Annotated in this window: 5 protein-coding genes; 3 read left to right on the forward strand and 2 right to left on the reverse strand. The window is 76.9% G+C overall.

Going from position 1 to position 5147, the window contains the following annotated elements; all coding sequences use genetic code 11:
* The first annotated feature begins 5 nt into the window (after positions 1-5).
* Together ACWENR_RS29480 and ACWENR_RS29485 are read left to right on the forward strand one after the other, a co-directional pair.
* Positions 6-986 (forward strand): glycosyltransferase family 9 protein, encoded by a 981-nt coding sequence (locus ACWENR_RS29480; RefSeq protein WP_452280220.1) that lies wholly within the window; start codon positions 6-8, stop codon positions 984-986.
* A 22-nt stretch (positions 987-1008) separates the two neighbouring features.
* Positions 1009-1872 (forward strand): alpha/beta hydrolase family protein, encoded by an 864-nt coding sequence (locus ACWENR_RS29485; RefSeq protein ID WP_452280216.1) that lies wholly within the window; start codon positions 1009-1011, stop codon positions 1870-1872.
* A 43-nt stretch (positions 1873-1915) separates the two neighbouring features.
* On the opposite strand, the gene ACWENR_RS29490 is transcribed toward ACWENR_RS29485, so the two are convergent.
* Both ACWENR_RS29490 and ACWENR_RS29495 read right to left on the reverse strand, forming a co-directional pair.
* Positions 1916-3697 carry a SpoIIE family protein phosphatase gene (locus ACWENR_RS29490; protein ID WP_452280217.1) on the reverse strand — a complete coding sequence of 594 codons (1782 nt, stop codon included), beginning with the start codon at positions 3695-3697 and terminating at the stop codon, positions 1916-1918.
* Positions 3698-3762: 65 nt separating this feature from the next.
* On the reverse strand, positions 3763-3933 hold the full coding sequence (locus ACWENR_RS29495; RefSeq protein ID WP_452280218.1) for a hypothetical protein: 171 nt from the start codon (positions 3931-3933) through the stop codon (positions 3763-3765).
* Between the two features lie 395 nt (positions 3934-4328).
* Here ACWENR_RS29495 and ACWENR_RS29500 point away from each other — a divergent pair, with 395 nt between their 5' ends.
* Positions 4329-4952, forward strand: coding sequence for a hypothetical protein (locus ACWENR_RS29500; RefSeq protein ID WP_452280219.1), 624 nt, complete (start codon positions 4329-4331; stop codon positions 4950-4952).
* Positions 4953-5147: the final 195 nt, after the last annotated feature.

A 5147-nucleotide genomic window follows, 5' to 3' on the forward strand; every position in this document is an offset into this window, starting at 1 on the left:
TACCCATGATCCTCACCCTCCGCGCCCTCGGCATCGGCGACCTCACCACCGCCACCCCCGCCCTCCGCGCCCTCCGCACCACCCACCCCCACGAAGAACTCGCCCTCGCCGCACCCGCCTGGCTCACCCCACTCGTCCACCTCATCGGCGGCATCGACACCCTCATCGACACCCCCACCCTCGGCACACTGCCCTGGACCGGCCCGCCACCCCGCATCGCCGTCAACCTCCACGGCCAAGGCCCCCAGTCCCACCGCACGCTCGCCCAGACCCGACCCGACCGACTCCTCGCCTACACCAACCCCGACGCCGACCACCACGACGGACCCGACTGGAACGACAACGAACACGAAGTGCACCGCTGGTGCCGACTACTCCACTGGTACGACATCCCCACCGACCCCACCGACCTCGCCCTGCAACGGCCACCGGCGGACGGGCTGCCGACCGGGGTGAGCATCGTGCACCCCGGCGCGAAGGCGCCGGCGCGACGCTGGCCGCCGGCCCGGTTCGCGGCGGTCGCCCGGGAACTGACCCGCCGGGGGCACCGGGTGGTGGTCACCGGGACACCGGGCGAGCGGGCGATCGCGGTGGAGGTGGCGCGCGACGCCGGGCTGCCGGACACCGCCGTGCTGGCCGGGGAGACCGGGATCGGCGAGCTGGCCGCGCTGGTCGCCCACGGGCGGCTGGTGGTCGCCGGGGACACCGGCATCGGGCACCTCGCCACCGCGTACGGCACTCCGTCGGTGCTGCTGTTCGGCCCGGTGTCGCCGGCGCTGTGGGGCCCGCCGCCGGACCGGCCCCGGCACCAGGCCCTCTGGGCGGGCCCGCTGGCGGGGCCGGCGGACGCCGTACCCCATCCGGCGCTGGCGGCGCTCGACGTGCCGGACGTCCTCGCGGCCGTCGACCGGGCCGAACGCGGCGCGGCCGACGGGCGGGTCCCGGCGGCGCGGGACGCGCGCCACCCCGCGTTTACCGAGCGGTAGCTTCGGGCCGTAGCCTGGGGCGATGAGCGCGACGGGGGAATACCGGCAGGAGTTCGTCGAGGTCGACGGCGCGCGGCTCGGACTACAGGTCCACCCCGAGCCGGACGGCGTCGACGACGCGCCGCTGGTGCTGATCACGCCCGCGATGGGCGTCCGCGCCCGCTACTACCGGCCGTTCGCCGCCGCCCTGCGCGCCGCCGGCCTCGCCGTCGCGGTCGCCGACCTGCGCGGCACCGGGGAGAGCACCCCGGCGCCGAGCCGCGCCTGCCGCTACGGCTACGCCGAACTCGCCACCGACGTCGGCGCCGTCCTGGCGGCACTGAAGACCCGGCGGGACGGGCGGAAGACGGTGCTGCTGGGGCACTCCCTGGGCGGGCAGGCCGCGCTGCTGCACCTCGCCGTGCACGGCGGGCACGACGTCGACGGGCTGGCCCTGGTCGCTGTCGGCGTGCCGTGGTGGCGCAGCTACCCGGGCCTGCGCGGGTACGGCGTCCTGCCGTACACCCAGGGGATCGCCGCGACGGCCCGGCTGCTCGGCGTCTGGCCCGGCTGGGGCTTCGGCGGCCGGCAGGCGCGCGGAGTCATCCGGGACTGGGCGCACACCGCGCGGACCGGCCGCTTCCCCCGGCTGGACGGGGTGGACGCCGAGGCGGCCGTGCGCGACGTGCGCACCCCCGTGCTCGCCGTCAGCGTGGACGACGACCAGTACACCCCGCACGAGACGGTCGACCACCTCTGCGCCAAGCTGACTGCGGCGCCCGTCGCGCGCGAGCGCTACACCGCGGCGCAGGCCGGCTCCCGGATGGACCACTTCACCTGGGTACGCGCCAGTGCGCCGCTGGCGGCCCGGGTGGCCCGCTTCGCCGCGGACCTGCCGGCCCGCTGACGCCGGTCCCGTCCGACGGGCGTGCCGGGGGCGACGCGCGCCCTCACTCGACCCGCAGCGCGAGCAGGGCGATGTCGTCGCCCGGCACGGCGGCCAGCTCCGCGAGGAGCACGTCGCAGAACTCCTCCAACGGCAGGTGGCGCAGCCGCCCGGCCGCCTCCCGCAGCCGGTCGATCCCGACGTCGATCGGGGCGTCGCGGCGCTCGACCAGCCCGTCGGTGTAGAGCACCAGGGTCGTCCCGGGGTCGAGGGCCAGCTCGTGGTCGGCGCGGCCGACGGGGCCCACGCCGAGCAGCGGGTCCGGGTCGGTGCCCAGCAGCCGCGCCGCGCCGTCCGGCGGCACCAGCACCGGGGGCGGATGGCCCGCGTTGCACCAGGTCAGGCGGGCCCGGTCGGGGTCGCCGGAGGCGTCCGGGACGCGGATGTGGCCGAGCACGGCCGACGCGAGGGTGGTCACGCCCAGCCCGTGCAGGGCGCGCTCCAGTCCGGCGAAGACCGCCGCCGGCGGCTCGCCCAGCACGTACGCCACCCCGCGCAGGGTGCTGCGGATCTGTGCCATCGCGGCCAGCGCGGCGCGGTCGTGCCCGGTGACGTCGCCGATCACCACGGTGGTGGCCCCGTCGGCGGCGCGGAAGGCGTCGTACCAGTCCCCGCCGACCTGCTCGTGCTCCACCGCCGGCAGGTAGCGCACCGCGACGGCCAGGCCGGCCACCGCCGGTGGGTCGGAGAGCAGGCTGCGTTGCAGCGTCTCGGAGGTCTGCCGCTGCGCCCGGTGCACCCGGATCCGGTCCAGGGTCTGCGCGCACTGCGCCGCGAACGCGCCCAGCACCTCCACCTCGGTCGGCTCGAACGGGTGCGGGTCGCGCCAGCCGACGGTCAGCGAGCCGAGCAGCCGCTCCCCCACCCGCAGCGGCAGCGCGGCCCACGACTGCAACCCGGTCGAGGCGACTATGTCGGCCATCGCGTCGGCGAAGCGGAGGGTGGCGGCCCGGTCGGGCAGGAAGACCGACTCGCCCGCGTCCGCCGCCACGCAGGCCGGCAGCGGCGCGCTCAGGGGCAGCTCGCCGGAGCGGGTCCAGACGCCGCCGCCGAGGCTGTCGGTGATGGTGAGGCGCAGCAGGTCGTCGTCGTCCCGCACCGCCACGGCGCCCCCGTCGGCGCCGACGAGGGCGACGAGACCCCGCTCGACCACCACCTCGGTCAGCTCGGCGACGCTCTCGCAGGCCGCCAGTTGGGCCGCCAGGTCGACCAGGGCCGCGAGGCGACGGTTCGCCACCGCCTGGGCGTCCAGGGCCGTCTCCAGCTCCCGCGCGCGGGCGTACAGGTCGGCCTCGGCCGCCACCATGCGCCGCCGGAAGCTCTCCCCGCGGGCCCGCTCGTCGCGGGCGCGCCGCCGGTCCTGCACGAAGTCCGTGACGTCCTCGGGCCGGTGCAGCAGCAGCGCGACCCGACCGTCGTCGTCGAGGACCGGCACGTTGACGGGGCTCCAGTACCGCCGGGCGAAGCCCCCGGCGCCGTCCGGGATGTCGTAGCGCTGCACCGCCATGGTGTCCCGTCGGCCGGTGTCGCGGGCACGCAGCAGCGACGCCCGCAGGTTGGGGATGCCCGTGCCCTCGGGGTCGTCCGGGTTCGCCGGGAACGCGGCGAACAACTCGCGGCCGATCAGCTCCTTCCGGGTGCGCCCCGTGGCCCGCAGGTAGGCGCGGTTGACCTCGACGATCACCAGCTCGGGGGTGAGCACGAGGTACGGCGACGGCGCGGCGTCGAACAGGCTCGCGTACCGCACCCGCGCCGGCCCGTCCACCAGCTCCCGCACGTCACCCATCTCCCACCGACCTCGTCCGCCCCCGTACGCCCCCGGGCGGCGTGCTCCGCCGCCCGGGGACCCGCTCACTCTTCCGTCTCGACGGGCGCCATCTCGCCGTCCCGTTCGACGCGGGTCTCGCCCCGCTCGGGCGGCGGCGGCACCTGGGCGGTCGTCACGCGCGGGTCGTTGCCGGGGTGCATGAGCACCGCGTCGGTGGAGGCGGTCTTCTCCCGGCTCTCCTCGGGCTGCGACATCCTCTTCCCCTCTCGCTCGGCTCGTCCGGGAGGGGATCTACCCGCCACCGGCCCCGCCGACTCCTCCCCGCCGGTCCCGGTCGCCGCTCCCACCGCTCCCACCCGCGCCGGCCCCGCCAGTTCCGGCCGCGGCCCCGCCAGTTCCGGCCGCCGCCCCGCTCGGACCGGGTGACCGGCCCGTCCCAACCGGGCGACCGGCCGTGCGCCGGGCGGGGCACGCGGGTGAGGCGGCACGGTCGCCGGGGTCCGGGTCGGCTCCCGACGGGCGGCGAGGTCACCGGCTCCCGGTCTTCTCCGGTATCCGCGCGGTCGCGTCGTATCAGCAGGTGACGGACGGGATTAGCGGACCGGGCGGCGGGTATGCCGCACCGCCCGACACGGTGGAAGGGGATCAGATGTCCGAACGGCACACCGCATTGCGCTCGATGCACGATCTGGGCCTGGCGGCCTGGTTCGGGGGCTCCCTGATGGGAGCGTTCGGGGTCAACGGCGCGGCGGCTCAGATGAACGACTCGACCCAGCGGCTGCCGATGGCCTCGGCCGGCTGGGCCCGGTGGACCCCGGTGAACGCGGCCGCGATCGGCGCCCACCTCGCGGGCGCCGTCGGCGAACTGGTGACGGAGAGCCCCCGGGTGGCGGCCCAGTCGGGCGTCGCCCGGGCCAGCACGCTGAAGACCGCGCTGACGGTCGGCGCGCTGGCGGTGACCGGCTACAGCCGGCTGCTCGGCATGAAGCTGGAGAAGGCCGGGGGCCCACCCGTCGAGGGGGTCACCGAACCGAACTCGCAGACCCCGTCGAACGTGGCGTCGAGCCAGCGGCAGATGCGGATGCTCCAGTGGGCGGTCCCCGCGCTGACGGGGGCGCTCATCGTGGTCACCGCCTACATGGGCGAGCAGCAGAAGCCCGGCGAGGTGTTCCGGGGGATGCTCGGCCGCGCGGGCGGGATGCCGAAGGGAATGGGCGCGCTGATGGCGATGGGCACGGCCAAGAAGAAGCGCATGTCGATGTCCGGTCGCTGACGCGTGCGCCGCGTCGACCGGCGTCCCGCCGACTCCTCGGCGGCGGGGCGCCGCTCGGCGTGTCCCCGTACCGGTCCGTCGGGCAGCGGGGCGGGTCCGCCCGGCAGGTCCGCCGCCCGCCGGGCTGGGCCGGGTGGCCCGCCGAGGTCCGGCGTGGGCCCGGCGCGGCCCGCCGCGGCCCGGCGCGGCCCGGCG

The sequence above is a fragment of the Micromonospora sp. NPDC004336 genome, from assembly GCF_053602615.1.